22 protein-coding genes and 1 pseudogene are annotated in these 18,920 nt (G+C 71.9%); 11 read left to right on the forward strand and 12 right to left on the reverse strand.

The genetic code is table 11. The features are described from left to right. Nucleotides 1–141: 141 nt before the first annotated feature. From ACLQ23_RS05690 to ACLQ23_RS05700, 3 genes are all read right to left on the reverse strand, one after another. The gene (locus tag ACLQ23_RS05690) at nt 142–483 is read right to left on the reverse strand and encodes an RNA polymerase-binding protein RbpA (RefSeq protein ID WP_007460094.1); all 342 of its coding nucleotides are present in this window, start codon (nt 481–483) and stop codon (nt 142–144) included. 233 nt (nt 484–716) lie between these two features. Then, a complete protein-coding gene (locus tag ACLQ23_RS05695) occupies nt 717–1,874 on the reverse strand; it encodes a hypothetical protein (RefSeq protein WP_425880404.1) in 1,158 nt (385 codons plus the stop codon). A gap of 34 nt (nt 1,875–1,908) precedes the next feature. Beyond that, entirely contained in the window at nt 1,909–3,264 is a 1,356-nt protein-coding gene (locus ACLQ23_RS05700; protein WP_425880405.1) for an MFS transporter, read from the reverse strand. Nucleotides 3,265–3,321: 57 nt separating this feature from the next. Here ACLQ23_RS05700 and ACLQ23_RS05705 point away from each other — a divergent pair, with 57 nt between their 5' ends. Genes ACLQ23_RS05705 through ACLQ23_RS05715 form a run of 3 tightly spaced genes read left to right on the forward strand, consistent with a single transcriptional unit; the run spans nt 3,322 to nt 6,175 of the window. Continuing rightward, the gene (locus ACLQ23_RS05705; RefSeq protein WP_425880406.1) at nt 3,322–3,969 is read left to right on the forward strand and encodes a TetR/AcrR family transcriptional regulator; all 648 of its coding nucleotides are present in this window, start codon (nt 3,322–3,324) and stop codon (nt 3,967–3,969) included. A 56-nt stretch (nt 3,970–4,025) separates the two neighbouring features. After that, nucleotides 4,026–5,348, forward strand: coding sequence for a flavin-containing monooxygenase (locus tag ACLQ23_RS05710; RefSeq protein ID WP_425880407.1), 1,323 nt, complete (start codon nt 4,026–4,028; stop codon nt 5,346–5,348). Continuing rightward, entirely contained in the window at nt 5,345–6,175 is an 831-nt protein-coding gene (locus tag ACLQ23_RS05715; protein ID WP_425880408.1) for an SDR family NAD(P)-dependent oxidoreductase, read from the forward strand. The genes ACLQ23_RS05710 and ACLQ23_RS05715 overlap by 4 nt, the downstream gene beginning before the upstream one ends. A 5-nt stretch (nt 6,176–6,180) precedes the next feature. Here ACLQ23_RS05715 and ACLQ23_RS05720 read toward each other — a convergent pair whose 3' ends face one another. Beyond that, nucleotides 6,181–7,134, reverse strand: a complete 954-nt coding sequence (locus ACLQ23_RS05720; RefSeq protein WP_053661215.1) for a LysR family transcriptional regulator — start codon at nt 7,132–7,134, stop codon at nt 6,181–6,183. 85 nt (nt 7,135–7,219) lie between these two features. On the opposite strand from ACLQ23_RS05720, the pseudogene ACLQ23_RS05725 reads away from it, so the two are divergent. Further along, a pseudogene (locus tag ACLQ23_RS05725) lies at nt 7,220–8,080 on the forward strand (DMT family transporter); the annotation flags it as partial. Nucleotides 8,081–8,170: 90 nt separating this feature from the next. Here the strand turns inward: ACLQ23_RS05725 and ACLQ23_RS05730 are convergent. After that, nucleotides 8,171–8,821 carry a LysE family translocator gene (locus ACLQ23_RS05730; RefSeq protein ID WP_355628397.1) on the reverse strand — a complete coding sequence of 217 codons (651 nt, stop codon included), beginning with the start codon at nt 8,819–8,821 and terminating at the stop codon, nt 8,171–8,173. 233 nt (nt 8,822–9,054) lie between these two features. On the opposite strand from ACLQ23_RS05730, the gene ACLQ23_RS05735 reads away from it, so the two are divergent. Then, the gene (locus tag ACLQ23_RS05735; protein WP_387157304.1) at nt 9,055–9,531 is read left to right on the forward strand and encodes a DUF1992 domain-containing protein; all 477 of its coding nucleotides are present in this window, start codon (nt 9,055–9,057) and stop codon (nt 9,529–9,531) included. A gap of 53 nt (nt 9,532–9,584) precedes the next feature. Then, on the forward strand, nt 9,585–10,127 hold the full coding sequence (locus tag ACLQ23_RS05740) for a GNAT family N-acetyltransferase (RefSeq protein ID WP_053661427.1): 543 nt from the start codon (nt 9,585–9,587) through the stop codon (nt 10,125–10,127). A gap of 73 nt (nt 10,128–10,200) precedes the next feature. On the opposite strand, the gene ACLQ23_RS05745 is transcribed toward ACLQ23_RS05740, so the two are convergent. Beyond that, nucleotides 10,201–11,076, reverse strand: a complete 876-nt coding sequence (locus ACLQ23_RS05745; RefSeq protein WP_425880409.1) for an SDR family oxidoreductase — start codon at nt 11,074–11,076, stop codon at nt 10,201–10,203. Nucleotides 11,077–11,126: 50 nt separating this feature from the next. On the opposite strand from ACLQ23_RS05745, the gene ACLQ23_RS05750 reads away from it, so the two are divergent. Next, nucleotides 11,127–11,774 carry a TetR/AcrR family transcriptional regulator gene (locus tag ACLQ23_RS05750; protein ID WP_425880410.1) on the forward strand — a complete coding sequence of 216 codons (648 nt, stop codon included), beginning with the start codon at nt 11,127–11,129 and terminating at the stop codon, nt 11,772–11,774. Nucleotides 11,775–11,815: 41 nt separating this feature from the next. On the opposite strand, the gene ACLQ23_RS05755 is transcribed toward ACLQ23_RS05750, so the two are convergent. Continuing rightward, the gene (locus ACLQ23_RS05755; RefSeq protein ID WP_425880411.1) at nt 11,816–12,391 is read right to left on the reverse strand and encodes a maleylpyruvate isomerase N-terminal domain-containing protein; all 576 of its coding nucleotides are present in this window, start codon (nt 12,389–12,391) and stop codon (nt 11,816–11,818) included. Between the two features lie 44 nt (nt 12,392–12,435). Continuing rightward, nucleotides 12,436–12,945, reverse strand: coding sequence for a hypothetical protein (locus tag ACLQ23_RS05760; protein ID WP_425880412.1), 510 nt, complete (start codon nt 12,943–12,945; stop codon nt 12,436–12,438). Nucleotides 12,946–13,323: 378 nt separating this feature from the next. Here ACLQ23_RS05760 and ACLQ23_RS05765 point away from each other — a divergent pair, with 378 nt between their 5' ends. Beyond that, on the forward strand, nt 13,324–13,809 hold the full coding sequence (locus ACLQ23_RS05765) for a DUF1062 domain-containing protein (RefSeq protein ID WP_425880413.1): 486 nt from the start codon (nt 13,324–13,326) through the stop codon (nt 13,807–13,809). On the opposite strand, the gene ACLQ23_RS05770 is transcribed toward ACLQ23_RS05765, so the two are convergent. Both ACLQ23_RS05770 and ACLQ23_RS05775 read right to left on the reverse strand, forming a co-directional pair. After that, entirely contained in the window at nt 13,806–14,213 is a 408-nt protein-coding gene (locus tag ACLQ23_RS05770) for a hypothetical protein (protein WP_355628388.1), read from the reverse strand. The two genes, ACLQ23_RS05765 and ACLQ23_RS05770, sit on opposite strands and share 4 nt — an antisense overlap. Nucleotides 14,214–14,242: 29 nt before the next feature. Then, on the reverse strand, nt 14,243–14,521 hold the full coding sequence (locus ACLQ23_RS05775) for a LysR family transcriptional regulator (RefSeq protein ID WP_355628385.1): 279 nt from the start codon (nt 14,519–14,521) through the stop codon (nt 14,243–14,245). Nucleotides 14,522–14,652: 131 nt separating this feature from the next. On the opposite strand from ACLQ23_RS05775, the gene ACLQ23_RS05780 reads away from it, so the two are divergent. Beyond that, the gene (locus tag ACLQ23_RS05780) at nt 14,653–15,303 is read left to right on the forward strand and encodes an amphi-Trp domain-containing protein (RefSeq protein ID WP_355628382.1); all 651 of its coding nucleotides are present in this window, start codon (nt 14,653–14,655) and stop codon (nt 15,301–15,303) included. A gap of 141 nt (nt 15,304–15,444) precedes the next feature. Here the strand turns inward: ACLQ23_RS05780 and ACLQ23_RS05785 are convergent, their stop codons facing one another. After that, nucleotides 15,445–16,167: a hypothetical protein gene (locus ACLQ23_RS05785; protein ID WP_425880414.1), complete on the reverse strand. Its 723-nt coding sequence runs from the start codon at nt 16,165–16,167 to the stop codon at nt 15,445–15,447. Nucleotides 16,168–16,312: 145 nt separating this feature from the next. On the opposite strand from ACLQ23_RS05785, the gene ACLQ23_RS05790 reads away from it, so the two are divergent. Beyond that, nucleotides 16,313–16,669 carry a PadR family transcriptional regulator gene (locus ACLQ23_RS05790; protein ID WP_334549823.1) on the forward strand — a complete coding sequence of 119 codons (357 nt, stop codon included), beginning with the start codon at nt 16,313–16,315 and terminating at the stop codon, nt 16,667–16,669. Then, nucleotides 16,666–17,688, forward strand: coding sequence for a hypothetical protein (locus ACLQ23_RS05795; RefSeq protein WP_425880415.1), 1,023 nt, complete (start codon nt 16,666–16,668; stop codon nt 17,686–17,688). Before ACLQ23_RS05790 ends, ACLQ23_RS05795 begins: the two co-directional genes overlap by 4 nt. A gap of 637 nt (nt 17,689–18,325) precedes the next feature. On the opposite strand, the gene ACLQ23_RS05800 is transcribed toward ACLQ23_RS05795, so the two are convergent. Then, nucleotides 18,326–18,787: an HNH endonuclease gene (locus ACLQ23_RS05800; protein ID WP_355596609.1), complete on the reverse strand. Its 462-nt coding sequence runs from the start codon at nt 18,785–18,787 to the stop codon at nt 18,326–18,328. Nucleotides 18,788–18,920 lie beyond the last annotated feature (133 nt).

An 18,920-nucleotide genomic window follows, 5' to 3' on the forward strand; every position in this document is an offset into this window, starting at 1 on the left:
GGTGGCGCCGCGGGTGGGGGGGGCCGGGGGGCGGCCCTTGGTGGGTGTGTGGGTCGCGCCGGGCCGGCTTAAGGGTGCCACTGATCCGGCGGCGCCCCGGGGGATTTCCCGGGGGGCGCCGACGCGTGTGGTGCGGCTTGCTCAGGCGCGGCCGCGGCGGGTGCGAACTTCCTGGAGCCGTTCGGCGAGGATGTCCTCGAGCTCGGCGATCGAGCGCCGCTCCAGCAGCATGTCCCAGTGGGTACGCGGCGGCTTGGCCTTCTTCTGCTCCGGCTCGTTGCCGTCGACGAGTCGGGCGACGCTGCCGTCGAACTTGCACTCCCAGGTCGTCGGGACCTCGGCGTCGACGGCGAACGGCACCTCGAACTGGTGGCCCTTGGCACACAGGTACTCGCGGGTCTGACGCGGCGCGAGCTCCGTGTTGCGGTCGGATTCGTAGCTGACCGCGCCTAGCCGGCTTCCGCGCAGCATACGCTCGCCCATGATCGACTTCCCCTCGTTCGTGGTGCTGGTCTTCCGGGTGTAACGGTGGGTTCCCGTCGCCCCATTCCCGCCCGAGGACACCATGCGTCCACAGGTGGGCCGGAACCAAGGGTAGCCGGACTGGCCGGACACCTGCCCGGCCGTGTTCCGGCGGCGGCGGTGATGGCTGCCACCGGGGATGTTAACCGCCCAGGCACGGCGAAGGTTGCGCCGGGCCACCGCCGTGCCCAGCGTCAGCGGGTGGCCTCGTCGGGGGCGGCGGCGCCGAGGCGGGCCAGCGCCACGGCCAGGTCGCTGACCTGGTCACCGAGCTGCGCCACCCGCCGCTGTGCCAGGTCACGGTCGGACTCGGCGGCGTCGAGGCGTACCGACAGGGCGGTGAGCCGGCCCTCGGCGGTGGCGGCGGCCTGCCGGGCGGCGGTCAGCTCGACGGCGAGGGAGTCGCGGTGCGCGACCGTGGCGGCAAGCTCCGCGCGGAGCTGGGCGGCGAGCTCCGCGGCCTCCTGCCGGGCGTCGTCGGCCGCGCGGGCGGCGACCTGGGCGCGGTCGCGGGCCCGGTCGGCCTGCTCGCGGGCGCGGGCCGCGTCGGCGGCCTCGGTGCGGGTCCGGGCGGCGTCGGCGCGGGCCTGGTCGATTTGGCGGCGGACGTCCTGCACCTCGCTCTGCCACCGGCCGGCCCGCTCGGTCGCGTCGGCGGCGGCCCGGGTGGCCCGCTCGATATCGGCGCGCAACCCGTCGCGCTCGACGGTCAGGTCGGCTACGCGCTGCCGCTCGGCGTCGCGGTGCGCCCGCAGGTCCCGCACCTCGGCGCGGGCCTGGTCCCTGTCGTGTTCGGCCTGGACACGCAGCGCCTCGGCGGCGCTGGCGTCGTGTCGTGCCGCGTCGCGGGCGGCCTCGGCGTGCTGCGCGCGCTCGTCGGCCGCGGTGGCCTGCCGCGTTGCCTGCTCGGCGCGCTGCCGGGCGTCGTCGGCCTCGGCGATGGCGACGCGGGCCTGCTCCCGGGCGCGTGCGGCGTCGGCCGCGGCGTTCTCGGCGTCGTCGCGGGCCTCGTCGCGTTCGGTCTGGGCGGCGGCGATCTCGGTGGCGGCCTCGGCGTGCGCCTGGGCGAGTTGCCGTTGCACACCCAGCGGGGACAGCTCGGCGTGCAGGGCCTCGGTCAGCGTCTCGACGATCTGGTCGAGCCGGTCCACCGCCTCCCACGTGCGGGCCACCTGCCCGGGCAGGCCGGGGGCGTTGCGGTGCCGCATCCGGCTGTTGCGGGAGGCGCGCTGGCACGCCCCGTCGTTGTCCCGGCAGTAGCGGAAGGGGCGACCCGCGCCGACGCGCTGCGGCACCGGCTGTCCACAGTGGGCGCACGGGCGGGTGTCGGTGGGGGTGGGCTCGGCGTCCATCGAGGTGGCAGTCTAGTGCCGGCCGCCGACGGGGTCAGGTCGCGGCCCGGGCCGCCGAGTCCAGGGTGTAGCGGCGTTGCAGCAGCAACGCGGCGAGCATCGCCACCGCCGGCAGCAGGCCGAAGCCGTAGCGGACCGCCGCGAGCGCCGTGTCCGGCTGCACCGGCGACTCACCGGCCGTGGAGGCCACGAAACCGCCAACGGCCAGGCACAGCGCGTACGCGTACGGGCCCAGTGCCGCGCCGGTGGCCTCGGTGGCCGTCCACACCCCCGTGTAGGTGCCGGCGCCGGTGGTGTTTGTGGTGGCGGCGCGGATCACGTCGGGCAGCATCGAGAACGGCAGCAACTGCATGCCGGCGAACGCCACGCCGAGCACCGCCACGGCACCGATGAGCAGTGGCAGGCCGGCCGGGCGGCCCACCGCCAGCACCAGCGAGCCGACCGCGAACGCGCCCTGCGCGCCCAGCAGAGCCCGCTGCTTGCCGACCCGGCGGGCCAGGACCAGCCAGGCCGGCGTGACCAGTAGCGCCGGCGCGACGAACGCGGCCACCAGCACCGTGGTCAGGCCGGGGGCGCGCAGCTCGTACTCGGCGTAGTAGGGCACCCCGGCCAGCACCAGGTGGGTGGTGGTGGACATGGCCAGGTAGGCGGCGACCAGCCAGCGGAACTGCCTGTCGCGCAGCGCCGTGCGCAACGCCCGCCAGCCGCCGTGCCCCGCCGGGGTGGGGGTCGCCGCGGAGCCGCGCAGGCGGGCGACGCCGGCGACGCCGACAAGCATGGCGATCAGCATCCCGACCGCGAGGATCACACCCATCCGCTGGTAGCCGGCGCGGGTCGCGGCGTCGCCGCCGGTGAGCAGCGGGGCCAGCAGGCCGGAGACCAGGATGCCCAGGGTCAGCACGACCATCCGGAACGCCATCAGCCGGGTGCGTTCGTCGTAGCCGATCCGCAGGTCGGCCGGTGTGGCCAGGTAGGGGACCTGGTAGGCGGCGAACAGCAGGTTGCCGGCGACGAAGAGCACCGCCACCCAGGCGGCGGCCGACACGCCGGTCAGGCCTCCGGGCACCGCGAAGAGCGCGGCGAACGCGACAGGCAGGGCGCAGCCGACCAGCAGGAGTCGACGCCGGTCGCCCCGGCGGGTCTGCTCGACATCGGCGCGGTGACCGATCCACGGGTGCAGCAGCACGTCGGCGATCTTCGGCAGCAGCAGCGCCAGGCCGGCGAGCCAGGGTGCGACGGCCAGCACGTCGGTGAGGAAGTAGAGCAGCAGCAGGCCGGGCACTGTCACCCAGACACCCATGCCGAGCGACCCGACCGCGAAGCCCGTCAGGGGGCCGCGGGGCAGCGTCGCGTCGGTGGCGGCCGCGGGCCGCCGGTCGAGCCCGGTCATGGCCGTTTCCTCTCCGCAATCCAACGGTTGCTGGATTCTAGGGGCAGAATGGCGGCCATGACCATGCCCCGACGCCGTCCGGGTAGGCCCCGACGCGAGGAGACCCGACCGACCCGCGAGGTGGTGCTCACCGCCGCCACCGCGCTGTTCGCCGAGCGCGGCTTCGACGCCGTCGGGCTGCGGGACGTCGCCGCGGCCGCCGGCGTGGACGTCGCCACTGTCGCGCACCACACGGGTACGAAGGCCGCGCTGTACGACGCCTGCTTCGCCCGGGTGTTCAGCGCCGAGCGGGACGTGCTCACCGGGGCCGCGCAGCGGGCGCGCGCGGCGCTCGACGCGGGGCCCGACGCGGCACGGCGGGCGCTGCACGATCTGGTCGACGTGTTCGTCGACTTCCTGGAGGACCACCCGGAGACCACAGCGCTGTGGCTGCGCCGCTGGCTGGAACCGCAGCGGCACGCCGAACTGGACCAGCGCTACGCCGAGCCGCTGTACCGGTTGGTGGCGGAGCTGCTGACCGCCGCGGCGGAGGCCGGCGCGCTGACCGAACCGACCCCGCACGTCACCGTACGCAGCCTGGTGTGGGCCACCCACGGGCACGTCGTGGCGCTGGCCGCAGGCGCCCCCGGTGCCCGGGAGCGGCGCGAGTTCCGGACGTTCGTGCACCGTCTCCTGGACGGCCTGTACGGGCCACCGCCCCCTTGACGGGCCGCCCCCACCCGACGATTATCCATCGGACGTTGGATTACATGGGGGCAGCGATGCAGGCACCACCCACTGTCGCGGTGATCGGCGCCGGCGCGGCCGGCCTCGCCGCCGTCAAAGCACTGCGCGACGCGGCCGTGCCCACCGTGTGTTTCGAGGCCACCGACCAGGTCGGCGGCCTCTGGGTGTACGGGGCGCCCGACTCACCCGCGTACCGGACGCTGCACCTGAACACCAGCCGTGGCCGCACCGAGTTCGCCGACCACCCGATGCCCGCCGACTGGCCCGACTACCCCGACCACCGCCGGATCGCCGCCTACCTGGCCGACTACGCCGACCGTTTCGGGCTGCGTGACAGCATCCGCCTGCGGCACACCGTCGAGCAGGTCACCCGCGACCCCGCCGGCACGTGGACGGTGACCGCGAGCGGACCGGACGGGCCGGTCGAGATCACCGTCGAGGCGGTGGTCGTCGCCAACGGCCACAACCGGGTGCCGCGACTGCCCGACCCGCCGTACCCCGGCGAGTGCACCGCCGAGCAGATGCACAGCCACGACTACCGGGGTCCGGAGCAGCTGGCGGGAAAGCGGGTCCTCGTCGTCGGCGGCGGCAACTCGGCCATGGACATCGCCGTCGACGCCTCGTACGCCGCGCAGCGCACTCTGCTGTCGCTGCGCCGGGGAGTCTGGGTGGTGCCCAAATACCTGCTGGGCCGCCCCTCGGACACCCTCAACGGAGCGCTGGCCCGCCGGCTGCCGTGGCGACTGCGTCAACGCATCAGTCAGACCCTGCTCACCGCCACCGTCGGCAGCCCCTCCCGCTACGGGCTGCCCGCACCCACCCACGGCTTCCTCCAGGACCATCCGACGCTCTCCGACGGGCTGCTGTCCCGGCTGACCCACGGCGACGTCGAGGCCCGCCCCGGCGTCGCCGCCCTGCACGGCGAGCGGGTCGAGTTCACCGACGGCCGCAGCGACCACGTCGACCTGGTCATCTGGTGCACCGGCTACCGGGTGCAGATCCCGTTCCTCGACCCAGCGCTGCTCGGCGGCGGCGCCGACACCTTGGCGCTGTACCGGCACGTGTTCCACCCCGACGCTCCCGGCCTGACGTTCGTCGGGCTGATGCAGTCCACCGGCTCTGCGTTCCCCCTCGTCGAGGCTCAGGCCAAGCTGATCGCCGCGCACCTGGCCGGCCGGTACGCGCTGCCCGATCCGCAGCGGCAGCGCGCCGCCTGCCGGGCCGAATTGCGCGCCGCGACCGCCCGTTGGGGTCAGCGTCGCCCGGCCATGCGTGTCGACTTCGACGCGTACCTGGCCGAGCTGACACGTGAGCTGACCTCCGGCGCCCGCCGGGCCGCCTCGGGAGCGGGGCGGTGACGGGCCGCTCGCTGGCCGGCCGGCGGGTGCTCGTCACCGGGGCGAACGGGACCTTCGGCCGGCACCTGGGAGTCGCGCTGAGCGCCTCCGGCGCACGGGTCGTCGGGCTCGACCTGCGCCCGCGCCCCGACGACGACGTGCCGGTGCTCGGCTGCGACCTGACCGACCCGGACGCCGTACCCGCCGCGGTGGCCACCGCTGTCGACCGGCTCGGCGGCCTCGACCTGCTGATCAACAACGCGGGGATCGGTGGTCCCGCCCCTGCCGAGCTGCCGCCCGACGAGGTGGTCCGCCAGCAACTGGAGGTCAACCTGCTCGCCGCCTGGCGGACCACCGCCGCGGCACTGCCCCCACTGATCGCCGCCCGTGGGCGGGTGATCTTCGTGGCCAGCCGGATGGCGGTGCTGCCGTTGCCACTGGCCGCCGCGTACGGGGTCAGCAAACGGGCACTCGTCGCGTACGCCGACGCGCTGCGCCACGAGGTCGGCAGCCACGTCGGCGTGAGCGTGGTCTACCCGAGCATGGTGGCCTCACCGATCCACGACAGCACCGCCAAGGCCGGCCTGTCCCTGCAAGGGGTGTCCCGACCGGAGCCCGTCGAGGGCGTCGTCGCGGCGATCCTGCGTACCGCCACCGCCCGACGGGCACCTCGGGATGTGGCGACCACGAGACGCGGCCGACTCGAGATGGCCGTCGGCCGGCACGCGCCCGCGCTGGCCGACCGGCTGGTACGGCGTACCCTCGCGGCCCGGCTCGCCGCCGGTGACCTGGACGCCGCGCCGCTGGCCGCCGGGATGCTCCGTCGCCACCGCGAGCCCGACAGCTGACGCGCTCAGCGCGCGGCGCTTCCCGCAGCGGTCTGCGCGGGCTGAGCCCCGATCCTGTGTGCCTGGTCCGTCACGGCTGCCAGGAGGGCAGTGAGTGCGGGAGCCGGCGGGGTGTCCCGGGTGGCGGCGAACAGCCGTCGTTTGAGGGTGGCCTCGGCGACGTCCCGGACCGCGAGCGCGGGGTCGTTGTCGGGCACTGTCAAGGCAGGCATCAGGGCAACGGCGGCAGCCACACGGACGAGTTCGAGTTGAACGTCCGCGTCGCTGCAACGGTGCCGCAGGTCGGGCTCGTAACCGCCGAGCCCGCGGCAGGTGCCCACGACCATGGCATGGTGACCGGTGCCCTCGGCGGAGGCGGCCCAGATGTCCGATCGCAGGTCGGCCACCGCGACGGGTCCGCCGGACTGGGCGAGGGGATGCGTCGCGGGCAGCACGAGTTTCAGGCGCTCTTCGAGCAGGAGGGTGAAGCGGAGTCCGGCCGGGCGGGGGCGGGGATGACTGTCGTACTCGTCGCCGACGACGAGATCGACAGCGCCCAGGCGTAGCCCTGGCAGGGACTGTTCCAACTCCAGCTCGAAGACCTCCACGCGGACCTGCGGGTGCTCGGCCCTGATGCGGGCCACCGCCGGGACGAGGAGACGGCGTGCCGCCGACTGGAGGCCGCCGGCCCGCACGGTGCCCCGGATCTCCCCGCTGAGGGCGGCAAGGTCGGCTTCTGCCGCCTCGGCCGCCGACAGCAGCACCCGCGCGTGCTGGGCGAGAAGGTGCCCGGCGTCGGTGAGCCGTACGCCCCGTCCGGCCTTGTCGAACAGGCGGGCGCCGACCTCCTTCTCCAGCAGGGCCAGTTGCTGCGAGACGGTGGACGGGCTGTAGCCCAGGGCCGCGGCGACCGCCGCCAGGGTGCCTCGCTCCTCGAACTCCCGCAGGAAGCGCAACCGCCGGAGACCCAACTCGATCATGCGGTAATCCTAACGATTCACCTCCGGAAATCATCGCTAGACCTGATCGGTCACGTCCGAGATCCTTGGCCGCATGGGTGCCGCGATGTGTCTTGTGTCCGCAGCCTGTTTCGGCGCGATGGCGATCTTCGGCAAGCTCGCCTACGACGCGGGCGTGCCACCCGGGTCGCTGCTGCTGGTCCGCTTCACCCTGGCCGCCGTCCTGCTCGGAATCGCCCTGCTGGCACGACCGGAACTGCGCCGCGCCACGTCCGGCCCTCCCGGCGGCGCGGCGGCCGGTCAGCCGACGATGACGCGCTCCCGCATGCTGGCCATCGCCGTCGGTCTGGGCGCCATCGGGTACGCCACGCAGGCGAGCCTGTTCTTCTCCGCGTTGCAACTGATGGACGCCTCGCTGCTGGCACTGATCCTCTACACCTACCCGGTCATGGTCACCGTGGTGGCGGTGGCGCTCGGCCGGGACCGGCTCACACCAGCGCGTGGCGCCGCGCTGGCGGCTGCCTCCGGTGGAACACTGCTGGTCCTGCTCGGGGCCGGCGCCGTGAGCTTCCACCTGCTCGGGGCGCTGCTGGCCTTCGCCTCCGCGATCACCTACACCGTCTACATCCTCGTCGCCGACACCGTCGTACGACGGCTGGCGCCCGTGGTGCTGTCTGCCCTGGTGATGACCGGCGCGGCAGGCACTCTCGGCGTCCGCGCCCTGGTCACCGGTGGCGTCGACCTCGGCTTCGAGGTGGCGGGATGGTTCTGGCTGGCCTGCATCGCCGTGGTCTCCACAGTTGCGGCGATGCTGAGCTTCTTCGCCGGGCTCAAGCGCACCGGCCCGTCGACCGCCGCCATCCTGTCCACCTTCGAGCCCGTCGTCACCGCCGCCCTGGCAGCGCTCGTCCTCGGCGAGTCCCTGACTCCGATGCAGCTCGTCGGCGGCGCGGTGGTGCTGTCCTCCGTGGTGGTCCTCCAACTCCGACGCACCGGCAACCGCCGCCAGGAGCCGTCCGCCGCTGACCAGCCCGACCTCGGGGCAGCCCGCCAGGCGTCAGCCGGCGGCGACGGCCGCGCGGGAGCGGTCGGTGGCGATCCGCACAGCGAGCGCCGCCAGCGCCGTCCCGGTCACCCAGCGCTGCACCCGCAGCCACACCGGACGGCGGGCGAAGAACCCGGCGAGCGAACCGGCAGTGAGCACGATCAGCGCGTTGACGCTTAGCGCCACCACGATCTGGGTGAGCCCGAGCAGCAGGCTCTGCGCCGCCACATGCCCGCGCGCCGGGTCGACGAACTGCGGCAGCAGCGACACGTACAGGATGGCGATCTTCGGGTTGAGCAGGTTGGTGACCAGGCCCATGGTGAACAGCCGGCGCGGCCGGTCCGGCGGCAGTGGCGCGGGCGTGAACGGCGACCGCCCGCCAGGGCGGATGGTCCGCCAGGCCAGCCAGAGCAGGTAGCCGGCCCCGGCGAGCTTCACCACCGCGTACAGCGTCGGCACCAGGACGAACACGGCGGCCAGGCCGGCGACCGCGGTGGCCAGGTAGACACCGAACCCGGCGGCCACCCCGAGCAGGGAAACCATCCCGGCCCGGCGGCCCTGCGCCACCGACCGGGAGATCAGGTAGACCATGTTCGGGCCGGGCGTGAGCACCAACCCCAACCCCACCAACGCGATGCCCAGCACCGCACCCGAGCTCACCATGACCGTCCCCCCGTTCGCTGATCCACTCCGCACCGACCGTAGACGCGGCCGGCGTCGGTGGCCCAGAGCCACCTGACCGGTGGTGGCCTGCCGTGTTGAACCGGCCACGGGGGCAGAAACCACCTGGTGGGCGTACGGCGGGAATGGTCGACGGCCCGGCCGCGCTGACCTGTTGCGAGGCGTGTCGGCGGGCGGACGCGGCGCGTTACGGTGACCGGGGGAGGTGCCGCAAGGTGACCGAGGCGTGGGACGCGGCCGTGGAGGCGCAGATCCGGGGAGCCGTGCAACGCGGCGAGTTCGACGACCTGCCCGGCATGGGCAAGCCGATCCCCGGCAAAGGCGCGCCGTACGACGAGTTGTGGTGGATCAAGAGCTTCCTGGAGCGTGAGGCGCTGCCCAGCGACCTGCTCCTGCCCACCCCGCTGCAACTGCGCCGCCGCATCGAGCAGGTGCCCGACGAGGTCCGTGACCTGCCTACCGAGCAGTCGGTACGGGATTTCGTGGGGCAGCTCAACGCGCAGATCGTGGCCTGGCTACGCAACCCCGAAGGCCCCCGGGTGGTGGTGCGGCCGGTGAGCGCCGACGCTGTGGTGCACCGCTGGCGCGCCGAGCGCACCCGGCCCGAGATCACCACGCCGGCCGTCGAGCCGGTGACCGCCGTCGCGTCGCCGCGCCGCAGCTGGTGGCTGCGCTGGCGCCGCCGGGGCTGACCCGCGACGGGTGGGGGCATCCCGATCAGGACTCGCGGCGGCAGACTGTGCGGATGCTGATCGAGCTGCGGGCGCCAGCCGTCTCCCCGGCGCGAGACCTCGCTCTGCGACCCTGGTGCGCCGACGACCTGGACGCCCTCGTTGACGCGTACCGGGATCCGGTGTTGCGGCGGTGGACCCGCCTGCCCGTGACCAACGCCGCCGAGGCGCGGCAGTGGCTGGACCGGGTGCGACGGGACTGGGACGACGGCAGCCGGTACAGCTTCGCCGTCCTCCAGGACGACCCGGACGGCCCACGGCTGGTGGCGAACGTGGTGCTCAAGAACGCCACGCCCGACGGCCCGACGGCCGAGGTGGGGTACTGGACAGCGGTCTGGGCCCGTGGTCGCGGAATAGCCCCGCGGGCGGTCGTCGCGCTGAGCGGGTGGGCGTTCGACCGGTCTCCCGGCCTGACCCGCCTCGACCTCATGCACCAGGTGGACAACGTGGCGTCCTGCCGCGTGGCGCAGAAGAGCGGTTACATCTTCCAGGAGGTGCTGCCGGCCCGGCCACCGTTTCCACTCGACGGTCACCGGCACTCGCTGACCGCCGGCTAGCGGTCAACCACCGCCGCCCGCCATCGCCTCACCGGAGGCCGCACCGCAGGCGACGGAGCGGCTCGCGGAGTCCTCATCGGCCCGCGGTCTCCTTCGGGTAGTGGCGGCGCAGGTTGGCGGCGAGGACGCGGTCGAGCATGCGGTCGGAGAGCATCGGGCCCAGGCGCATGATCAGCGCGGCGTCCCGGCCGGCGGTGTAGCGGGTGCGCGGTCTACGCGCCGTCACAGCCTTCGCGATGACCCGGGCGGCGGCGTCGGCGGTCAGCCCTGAAGCAGTGCCCGAGGTCATCAACTTGTTGTTCGCCTGGACGAGGCTGCCGTAGCGCTCGTCCTGCTCCGGCGTCATTTGGGCAGCCAGGTGGTTGGCCGTCTCGACCCCGCGGGCAGCCATCTCCGTGCGGACGCCGCCGGGCTCGACCACCACCACCTGTACGCCAAGAGAAGCGACCTCCCGGCGGAGCGAGTCGCTGACCGCCTCCAGGGCGAACTTGGCGCCGGCGTACGCGCCGTATGTGGCCATGGCGAACTTGCCGCCCACCGAGCTGATGTTGATGACGCGGCCCTTGCTGCGTAGCAGCGCGGGTAGGAGCGCTTGAGTGACAGCGATGTGGCCGAACAGGTTGACGTCGAACGCCCGCCGCCACTCCGCCATCGGCAGGACTTCGACTGGGGCGTTCACCTGGACGCCGGCGTTGTTGACGAGCGCGTGCAGTGCGCGGGGGTCATCGGCCACCCGCGCGGCGAGTGCCTCCACGTGCTCGGACTTGGTGATGTCGAGGATGATCGGCTCGATGCCTGTCGATTGGATGGCGTCAGCGTCACGGTCGCGTCGTACGCCGGCCAGGACGTGAAATCCCAGGCGAGCCAGTTCGCGGGCGGCTGACGCGCCCACGCCCGTGGAGGCTCCGGTTACGACGATCAACTTGCGATACTCAGATGACGTTGTCATCTGAGCTACCGTACCGCTTCAGATGACGCTGTCAACATTATGATGGCGTCATGACCACCCGTGCGGAGTCCGCCGCCGCCACCCGTCGCGCTCTGCTCGACGCAGCCGCCGAACTCCTCGACCTCGGCGGCCCCGAAGCGGTCACCTTGCGCGAGGTGGGCGCCCGGGCAGGCGTGACCCGGGGAGCGCCGTACCGGCATTTCACGGGCAAGGACAGCCTGCTGACCTCCGTCGCGGCCGAAAGCTGGGAACGGATGGGCGACCAGGTGCACGCCCTGCGGACCGACCCGGCCTTGTCAGCCTCCGAGAAGCTGCGCGGCGCTCTCCGCACCCTCATCGACGTCGGCCGGGAGCAGCCGCACCTGTACCAGGTGTTGTTCAGGCGGCGCGCAAACCTTCCTGGGCAACTCGGTGACGGGATGGATCGCCTCCGGCGTCAGCTATGCGGGCCGGAAGGCGACCCGGCCGTGGCCGAACGCGCGGCCGAACGCTTTCAGGGCGAGTTCCTGGACATCGTCACCGACCTCGTGGGAAAGCGGAACGCGCGGCGCTACGGTGCCCTGCTGCTGACCAGCGCCCACGGCATCGCGGGAATGGAGATCAGCGGCCACCTCGACACAGGCACGTGGCACACCACCGCCGACGAACTCGTCGACACCCTCGTCCGCATGGTCACGGACGCCGGCGAAATGACATAGCAACGCCCACGGTCACCGGCACACGCTGACCGCTCCCTGAGTCAGTCGACGGCTGCCCGCCAAATCCAGGAGGTGCGCCGTTGCCGTCCCGGCAGCTCGCCGCGTCCGGTCATCCACAGCAGCACGTCCGGTGCGTCGCCGTCCGGCGCGTCCGGGAAGAGCCGCCGCAGCACCAACGCGCTCAGCCCGTGCGGGGGCAGCCATGGCACGCCCAGCCCAGCGGTGATGTCGTACGTGTGCAGCAGGGTTTCCGCCACGCCCATCGCGGCGAAGCCGGCCGGGTCGCATGGCCCGAAATGCCAGGCCCGCACGTCCGGCCCGGCGGCGTCGACCGCGGCGGCGAGCAGCCCGGCGCAGGCCCGCACCACGACGAGCACCTCCGCCGGGCTCGCGGTGGGGGAGACCCGCAGGTCGTACGGGAGGTAGCCGTCCTGTGGAAGGCCGGTGACCTGCCCGGCGTACGCGAGCAGGTCATGCGCGACGTGCGCGGCGGTGGTCCAGCAGCTCCATGTCAGCGTGCCGGCCGGCACCGACCAGTCGCCCTCCCGCTGCGGGTGCAGCACCCCTGTCATCTCGTCGGCCGCCCGGAGCAGGTCGGCACCGGTAACCGCTGGCATGAATCGACCCTCGCAGCGGCACCACGACGACGCAACCGGAATCGTCAGCCGGCCGACGGCACAGTGCCGAGGCGTCGCGTCGAACCCGCCTCCAGCGCTACGGCGACACCACGGATCCCGGCGCGGATCATCTCGCCGTAGGCGTCGTCGGGCAGGGCGTCGACGAGCTGACGGGCAGTGGCCAGATGCTCGCCGGCCGGCCCGACGTGACCCAGCCGCCGGTGTACGTCGGCGAGGTTCAGGTGCAGCGAGGGCAGGAACCCCCGTACCCGCAGGTCGTCGTCGTGTCGCCGGGCACGCTCGTCGGTGAGGTCGGCGGCTGCGGCCAGCGCGCGTTCGTCCCACACCAGCTCGGTCTCGGCAGTGTCCTGAAGGTCGGCGAGGTAGTGGGCGAGGGTGCAGCGGTGCAGGGCGTCGCCGGTCGGGCCGATCTCGTCCCACAGCTCGGTGAGCAGGTGGCGGGCCTGCGTCGGCGTACCGGATTGGCCGAGCTGCACCGCTTCGATGATGCGCGCCATGACGGGATCGGGCGTCGGCTGGTCGTTGTCGTCCATACCGCCGATGCTGAGCCCTCGACCGGGTCGAGGGTCAACGCGCGCTCAGAGGATCGGCGCGAGCTCCGGAGTTCGGTCGGGGAATCCGAAAACCGTTTGAGCTTGCCCCTCGCCCTCGCATAGGTTGCCGCCAACCCACCAGTGAGGACATATCGCGTGACCCCGCCCGCTCTGTAGACCTGACACTTTCACGCTCACCGGTAGCCGACCGTGCCGTCGGCTCTTCCGGGCTGCCCCTGTGCGCCCGGCCATCCAGCGTTCGAGGCCGCCTGTGACCGGCCTCTTTGTCAGGTCTGGAGAGTCATGTCTTCACCACCGCATATCGTGCTGCCCTGGGTCGTTCGTCGGACCAGGTTGCCCCTGCTGTCGTTGCGCTGCGTGGACTGCCGATCAGAGTCGGCCACCACCGGCCAGGGCAGATTCCGCGTCAACGCCAACGGCAAACTGCTGGACGTGTGGCTGCTGGTCCGCTGTGTGACCTGCGATCGCACCAGCAAACTCACAGTGCACGAGCGAACGCCGGTCAGCTCCTTCGATCCGGACGAACTCGAGGGATACCGCGTCAATGACGCAGACCTGGTGGCGTCCCGGTTGCTGGATCCGTTGCTCGCCCGGCGCTGCCACTTCACCCTGGACTGGACGGGCGCCTGGCGTCTGGACGTCCCGTCCGCAGTGTCCGACGAAGCGTGGCCGATCCGGGTAGCGGTCGCCTTCGAAGATCCCGTGCCGGTACGCCCGGAACGGCTCATCGCCCAGGGGCTCGGCCTCAGCAGGAACGACGTACGGCGCAGGGTCAAGTGCGACGTTGCGCTGCACCGGTCCACCAGCGCCGGGTTCACCTTCACCGTGCTGGCGGGGGACTAGCGAGAACCCAGCCGGGCGGGCCGTTTGGCCCGCCCGGCTACGGGCTCCGCGCGCCACCTGCCCGTCTTCCCAGGTCTGGGGGTCAGGCGGCGTCGTCGCAGGCGGTGGCTGCGGACCTTGTCCCGCCAGGCCGCGAGGTCGTCCTGAATGCTGCCGATCTTGACCAGTTGGCGTTCGATCGCGCCACGGCCCAGGGCCAGATGGCCGGGAAGCTTGTCCCCACCGGTGACCTCGTAGATCAGGGCCGCGCCCTTGACGGGGTCCCCGAGCTGGGTGTGGTTGGCGGTGTCGCTCCACTCCAGGGTCGCGTGGGCTGGGGTGCCGTCGTAGGCACCGATGCGCTGTGCGGCTGTCGACAGCGAACTGGCGTCGAGGAAGTCGGTGCGGAAGACACCAGGCTCCACGGTCAACAACCCACTCGCCGGTCGCCTGATCACCGACTTCCGCGCGCTCCCCGCCGCCGAGCGCAACCAGGCGCCTGAGGGAGGAACGCGGCGCCGGCGGCGGTGAGCCGGCTGCCCTGGCTGGTGCGCTCCAGCAGGAGTACGCCGAAGGTGTTCTCCAGCCGCTGGATCTGGCGACTCAACGAGGGTTGGGCCACCCGGAGTTCCTCGGTGGCGCGGGCGAAGTTCAGGTGCTCGGCGACGACAGTGAAGTACCGGACCAGCCAGAGGTCGAGGTCGGGAAGCAGTTTTCGAAGCCTACGCGTCATGCACCTGCGGCATAACGACGTGCGGAGCGGGTGCTGGACGGGCGCCCCCGGCCGTTGCTGTCGGCGGGTGCTGACGGGATGGGCGGCAGGCGGCCCGCAGCGGGGTTGATGGCGGGTGGGAGCATGATCGCATGGAGATTTTCGAGGACTCCCGCAACGTGTCGCGCGACGATCTGGCCGCCTGGCTTCGCCAACTCGCCAGTCAACTGGAATCCGATGGGCGGATCTTCTTCGGCGCCGCAGGCACCGTGCGGGTCCCCGACGAGGTCGAGTGTGAGTTCGAGATCGAGGACGAGGACGGCGAGCTCTCCGTCGAAATCGAGTTCACCTGGCCCAGCCCGCGGCCGGCTTCCGCCAACGCCTCAGAGGACGAAGACGAGGACGCGGAAGAGTCGGAGGACGAAGGCGCGGAGGAGTCGGCGGACGAAGACGGCGAGGAGGACGAGCCGGCCGCGTCCGCTGTGGAGGTCACCGCCCCGGTCAGCGCGGAATCCCTCGGTGCCGCGCCGGCGGAGGCCGGGACCGCTGCCGCCGAGCAGCCCGCCACCCCGGCTGAGGATGCCACGCCGGCCGCCGCCGAGCCTGCCGACACCGCAGGCGGGGAAGAAACGACCGACACCGCCAGCGCGGAAGAGCCTGGCGACACCGCCGGCGAGGACGAGTCATCTCCCGCCGGCGACGCTGAGAAGCCCACGGGCGAGGAGACTCCCGCCGAGAAGCCTGCGGGCGAGGAGACCGCCACCGAGGCAGTCGACGGCGGCCCCGCCGAGCGGACGGCCTGACCCCAGGTCCCGAGAGGTTCTCCGGAGAGCCACACCGCGTGGCCTCCGGAGAACCAACACCGGCCCGTCAAGCAGGCCGCAGTTGCGCCGTCTTTCTGGAATCCGAGCGGTCGCTGCTGCGTACGGCCACCGACGCCGGCCTCAACGGAACCGGTCGACGGTGACAGGGATCATCCCCTGCTGGCGCATCTGCGTTGTCAGGCCGCGCAGCAGTACACCGACCGCTTCATCGCGCTCCCCGAGAAGATCGCAGGCCACGTCCAGTCCGTAGGCGGCACCCGCAGCGACCCGGCGTAGCTCCCACCGAAAGGCGTCGCCGGAGACCTGACGGCGCACCTCGCCCAAGACGCGCACCTCGGGATCCGCCGGGTCTCCGGTGATCGGCATCTGCCACGCTTCGCTGAGTGCCGCGAGGCCGTCCGCGCTCAGCTCGTCGGTGAACAGGATTCGGTAGACGCGCGTCTCGCGGAACCCTGGCCGGGGCCCGGAATCGCTCAGCCGCAAGGAAGATGGCGGCGGCTGAGCGGGAGAAGCACCGAAGAATGCCCGCACAGCGTCCTCGTCCGGCAGGTCCGCGCCACACAGGTTCTGATAGAGGGCAGCCGCCGCAGGGCGGCCGACCGGCGTCACCCGCTTGCGCAGCACGGCGTCAACGCGTATGCGCCAGCTGGTGGCCGATGCTTCGTACCAGCGGCCCTCCGGTCGGCTCCAGCCACCGCTCACCAAGCCGACGGTGGAGTAGTCCGCCGCGAGCAGGAACTCCTCCACCAACAGCCCTTCCGGCACGCCAGCACCGTCGTGCACCACGTAGTAGTGCAGTGCGGGCGAGTCGGCCGTCTGGCGCGTAACCGAAGTCGTCGTCACACGTCGATCTTCGAGCAGGGTGGCGTGCTGCTGCCGTCCGGCGCGCCGAGGTGACCTCGGCACGTCGCCGACCCCAGGGCCCAGGAATCCCAGGCGAGCGTTGGGAGGTCTGCTGTTATACCTTCGCAGCCGATACATTGAGGGCGTGGAGACACCGGTACGCGAACCCACGTTCCTGATCCTCACGGCGTTGGCCGCGCAGCCGCTGCACGGCTACGCGCTGATCACCGAGGTGGCCCAGCTTTCCGACGGCCGCGTGTCGCTGCGCGCCGGCACGCTCTACGGCGCCCTCGACCGACTGCTCGACGCGGGGCTGGTCACCGTGGAGCGGGAGGAAGTGGTGGACAGCCGGCTGCGGCGCTACTACCGGCTCACTGAGCAGGGCGGTGACCTGCTCGCCAGCGAGACCGAGCGGATGCGCCGCAACGTCGAGGCGGCAACCGCGCGGTTGAACGCACGTACCCGTCGAGGTACGCCCCGACTCAGCGGAGGGATCGCATGAGCGACCTGGAACGCCGCTATCTGCGACTGATCCGGATCTTCTATCCGGCCGGCTACCGCGATACGCGCGGCACCGAGATCGCGGACACGTACCTCGCACTGTGCCCACCGGACCGGCGGTGGCCTTCGGTAGCCGACGTCGCCGACGTGGCCGGTGGCGGACTACAGCAGCGCCTACGTGCGGTCGGCGCCACTGGAATCGGCCCCGGCGTGTGGCTGGCCGCGACGCTGGCGTTGGTGACCGCCACGGCTCTCGCCGGTGGTTGGGCCATGCTGGAGGTCAATCCGTGGACGACGGCGTGGTTCGGCTTCGAGCAGCACGGCATGTCCGTCTCGCTCGGTCTCGGCGCGTGGGCGGCCTGGCTGCTCGCCGCGGTGGTGTACGTGGTGGCACCCGGCCGGTGGACCCGCCTGGCGATCGTTCTCGCCCTTGTTCTCACCGTCGCCGTCGTACCGCTTGCCGCCGTCGTCGACCGGCCCCGGCCTCCGCTGTTCGTGCTCCTCGCCCAGGTCTGCCTCGGATTCGTGGCGCTCGGCGTTCCCGGCCGGCCGCCCTCGTGGATACGGCTGCTGCCCGTCACCGGCGCCGCCGCGGCTCTGCCCGTAGCGGCGACCGTTGCCCGCAACGGTGGCGACGTGCTTCCCGTGTACTACGGCTGGCCCGCCGGGCAGGTTCTGCCCGGCGCCGGGATGGCACTTCTGTTTGTGACGTTGCTCGTGGGTGTACGGCTTGCGGCGCGCAACGACCTTCGTGGTGCCTGGGCGCTGCTGGTGCTGCTCTGTCCGATCGGCATGCTGTGGCTGCATCCGCTTGCCGAGGAATTCGCCGTCAGCTTCTACGGCGGCGGGCCGAACGCTGACGGGACGACCCTGGCCACAGCCGCGATCATCGTGGCGGTTTCGGCGGCGATCGTCATGGCGGTTGCGGTGCTTGTCCACCGACGGGTCACCTTCACGCAGGCCGCCGTCGAAGGGCGTACGTCGGCGGACTCCCTCACCAGCGACAGCGCGAAGCGGTAGCAGCCCGCCGGCGCCGAGCCTGGACACTGCCGCCAGTCAGCCAATGGCCATCTCGCTGAGGCTTGCCCCGGCCATCGCCTGCCAGCCTTGCGCGATCGCTCTCTGGAACAGTCATCGGCTCATTACTAGATTGTCGGTAACAGTAATCCATTAATTAACTCCGGCATAACTGGGCAAAACGTCGAAGCATCATAATGACAGTTAATGTGCGTAAGGAATCAGGATGGTGTGGATCCGTCGATGAGCCTGGGCAAGCGACCCCACTCCTCCCACCCAGCTCCTAGGCGTGGTGCCACAGGTCAACTGCGAACTGCGCCGACCGACCGACGCGCGCAGGCGATGATCGACTCGGGCTCCTTGAAACCGCGGCATCCACCCCAGCCGGACACCCCGATTACAAGGAACCCGAGTCGATCAACCACTAGAGGCGCCAACAACACGGGCTCCCAGCGCCCCGAGCGCCCACCGAATAGCCCTCCGCCGACGGCGAGCAGCCGGAGGCTTCTGAGTGCCGGCACGTAGTCGGGCTGGGTGATGGTCGGCCACAGAGCGGGGCCGGCCATCACCAATATTGCTCAGGCAGGACGTCGCCACCGCCCGTACAGTCACTGACGGTTGATGGCGTTTTGCACATTGCCTAGGTGCGGGCGTACGCCGCGCGGGCCTCGGCCACCTCCGCGGCCTGGCGCTCCCGCCAGCGGCGCTGGTTGTCCCGGTTGCAGGCGCGGCAAGTCCGCCGGTATCGCCCGGTCGACTCGTCGATTTCGCGGGCGTGCCCGTTGCGGCAGGTGGGCGCCTGTGTGCGCGCACGGCAGTTGTCGGCATGACTGATCTGCCGCAGGTGAGTGGGCTCGATGCAGTCCTTCACATCGCAGAGGTGGTCGACGTCCAGGGCCGGGTCGTAGCCGCCGACGAAGGCGGCGTAGGCCGCGATGTGCGCCCAGGCTCGGCCCGCGACCTTTTGGTAGACACCACGCTGGGTGCCGTAGCCATTGATGATCAGGCAGCCGTCGTCCTGTCGGACCGAACGCTGCAGCAGGTATTGGCGCAGAGTGTCCTCGGTGAAGTGTCGCGACAGACCGTTGACTCCGCTGAGCATGGTGTCACCTTAGCCGGGAGGCGTGCCCGGGTAAGGCCAGCACGGGCCGCCTGTTCGGTAGTTCCACGGCGGTGCCGTCGGCGACTTCCGCGCAGGTTGCAGCTGTACTGCGTTGCCCCGAGGTTGCTGGACC

This window comes from Micromonospora sp. DT41, from assembly GCF_049841715.1.
GTDB lineage: Bacteria > Actinomycetota > Actinomycetes > Mycobacteriales > Micromonosporaceae > Micromonospora > Micromonospora profundi.

Coding starts and splice junctions, on each gene's coding strand:
- ACLQ23_RS05730 (WP_355628397.1), bottom strand. CDS start 8,821: ATGGTGAGCTCGGGTGCGGTGCTGGGCATCGCGTTGGTGGGGTTGGGG.
- ACLQ23_RS05695 (WP_425880404.1), bottom strand. CDS start 1,874: ATGGACGCCGAGCCCACCCCCACCGACACCCGCCCGTGCGCCCACTGT.
- ACLQ23_RS05775 (WP_355628385.1), bottom strand. CDS start 14,521: ATGACGCGTAGGCTTCGAAAACTGCTTCCCGACCTCGACCTCTGGCTG.
- ACLQ23_RS05750 (WP_425880410.1), top strand. CDS start 11,127: ATGACCACCCGTGCGGAGTCCGCCGCCGCCACCCGTCGCGCTCTGCTC.
- ACLQ23_RS05690 (WP_007460094.1), bottom strand. CDS start 483: ATGGGCGAGCGTATGCTGCGCGGAAGCCGGCTAGGCGCGGTCAGCTAC.
- ACLQ23_RS05780 (WP_355628382.1), top strand. CDS start 14,653: ATGGAGATTTTCGAGGACTCCCGCAACGTGTCGCGCGACGATCTGGCC.
- ACLQ23_RS05710 (WP_425880407.1), top strand. CDS start 4,026: ATGCAGGCACCACCCACTGTCGCGGTGATCGGCGCCGGCGCGGCCGGC.
- ACLQ23_RS05740 (WP_053661427.1), top strand. CDS start 9,585: ATGCTGATCGAGCTGCGGGCGCCAGCCGTCTCCCCGGCGCGAGACCTC.
- ACLQ23_RS05745 (WP_425880409.1), bottom strand. CDS start 11,076: ATGACAACGTCATCTGAGTATCGCAAGTTGATCGTCGTAACCGGAGCC.
- ACLQ23_RS05760 (WP_425880412.1), bottom strand. CDS start 12,945: ATGGACGACAACGACCAGCCGACGCCCGATCCCGTCATGGCGCGCATC.
- ACLQ23_RS05755 (WP_425880411.1), bottom strand. CDS start 12,391: ATGCCAGCGGTTACCGGTGCCGACCTGCTCCGGGCGGCCGACGAGATG.
- ACLQ23_RS05795 (WP_425880415.1), top strand. CDS start 16,666: ATGAGCGACCTGGAACGCCGCTATCTGCGACTGATCCGGATCTTCTAT.
- ACLQ23_RS05800 (WP_355596609.1), bottom strand. CDS start 18,787: ATGCTCAGCGGAGTCAACGGTCTGTCGCGACACTTCACCGAGGACACT.
- ACLQ23_RS05720 (WP_053661215.1), bottom strand. CDS start 7,134: ATGATCGAGTTGGGTCTCCGGCGGTTGCGCTTCCTGCGGGAGTTCGAG.
- ACLQ23_RS05700 (WP_425880405.1), bottom strand. CDS start 3,264: ATGACCGGGCTCGACCGGCGGCCCGCGGCCGCCACCGACGCGACGCTG.
- ACLQ23_RS05705 (WP_425880406.1), top strand. CDS start 3,322: ATGACCATGCCCCGACGCCGTCCGGGTAGGCCCCGACGCGAGGAGACC.